The sequence below is a fragment of the Streptomyces sp. UW30 genome, from assembly GCF_008042075.1.
Classification (GTDB): Bacteria; Actinomycetota; Actinomycetes; order Streptomycetales; family Streptomycetaceae; genus Streptomyces.
The window spans coordinates 1-1,517 of sequence record NZ_RDBN01000024.1; the positions used below are offsets into that span (position 1 = coordinate 1).

Below are 1,517 nucleotides of genomic sequence, written 5' to 3' on the forward strand. Positions count from 1 at the left end.
GGCCGGAGCGTGGTGGTCGGGCTCGTGGTGGTGGTCATCGCGTGGTCTCCTTCGCGCGGGCGGCCGCGACCGCCTCGTCGACCAGGTGCAGGAAGGCGGCCTCGACGGTCTCGGACCCCGTGCGGGTGCGCAGGGCCTCCGGGGTGCCGTCGGCGAGGATCTCGCCCTCGCGCATGAGGAGCAGGCGGTGGCAGCGCTCGGCCTCGTCCATGACGTGGGAGGAGATGAGGAGGGTGGCGAGGGCTTGCGCGACTCGGTCCGCCGTGGCCTCGGTGAACAGGTCCTCGCTGTACTCCAGCAGGATCTCCAGGCCGCCCGGACCGCCGTCCGCCGCCGCGCGCTCGGTCACCTCGAAGGAGAGGTCGAACTTCGCCGTGGTGGACGGGACGGGCTCCACGGAGGCCGTGACACCCTCCAGCCCCGGCAGCGGATCGGCCGCGTTCTGGAACGCCAGCACGACCTGCACGAGGGGCTGCCTGGCCAGCGAACGTGCCGGCTTCAGCTCGTCGACGAGGTGCTCGAACGGCAGCTCGGCATGGGCGTAGGCGGTCAGGTCCGTCTCCCGCACCCGGGCCAGCAGCTCGGTGAAGGTGGGGTCGCCGGCGGTGTCGGTGCGCAGCACCAGCGTGTTGACGAAGCAGCCGACCAGATCGCGCACCGCGTCGTCGGTGCGGCCCGCGACCGGGCTGCCCAGCGGGATGTCGCTGCCCGCGCCGAGCCGCGTCAGCAGCGCCGCGAGACCTGCCTGCACCGTCATGAACAGGCTCGCGCCCGAGCGTTGCGCCAGCTCGGCCAGGCGAGCGTGGGTCCCGGCGGGCACGGCACGCGCCACGCTTCCGCCGCGCCCGCCGGCCCGGGCCGGGCGCGGGAAGTCGGCGGGCAGTTCCAGCTCCTCCGGCAGCCCCGCCAACGCCTCGCGCCAGTGGGCGAGTTCGGTCGCGATCAGACTGTCCGGGTCACCCTTGGCGCCCAGCAGCTCCCGCTGCCAGCGCGCGTAGTCGGCGTACTGCACCGGCAGCGGCTTCCAGTCCGGCGCACCGCCCGCCAGCCGCGCCCGGTAGGCGGCCGCGACGTCCCGTGCCAGCGGCTCCAGCGACCAGCCGTCGGCGGCGATGTGGTGCACGGTCAGCGCGAGAACGTGGGTGTCGGCGCCGAGCGCGAACAGGCGGGCGCGCAGCGGTACTTCGACGGACAGGTCGAAGGGGTGCGCGGCCTGCGCGGCGAGCGCGCCGGTGAGAGCGTCCTCGCCGGGCAGCCGTACGACCTCCATACGGGCGCCCGCCTCCGCAGCCTCCTCGGGGGACAGCACCAGCTGCGACGGCAGCCCGTCGGCCTCCGCGAACACGGTCCGCAGGCTCGCGTGCCGGGCCACCACATCGGCGAGCGCCGCCGTGAGGGCGGGGGCGTCGAGGGGGCCGGTCAGGCGGACGGCCAGGGGGATGTTGTAGGTCCCGGGGACCGTGCCCATACGGCTGAGGAACCACAGGCGTTCCTGGGCGTAGGAGAGGGGGGCGGAG

At 74.7% G+C, this 1,517-nt stretch carries 1 protein-coding gene; it reads right to left on the reverse strand.

Annotation, left to right across the window (positions count from 1 at the left end; all coding sequences use genetic code 11):
- Positions 1–34: 34 nt before the first annotated feature.
- On the reverse strand, positions 35–1,517 hold a 1,483-nt coding region (locus EAO75_RS13630), incomplete at its 5' end, for a condensation domain-containing protein (protein WP_261989271.1).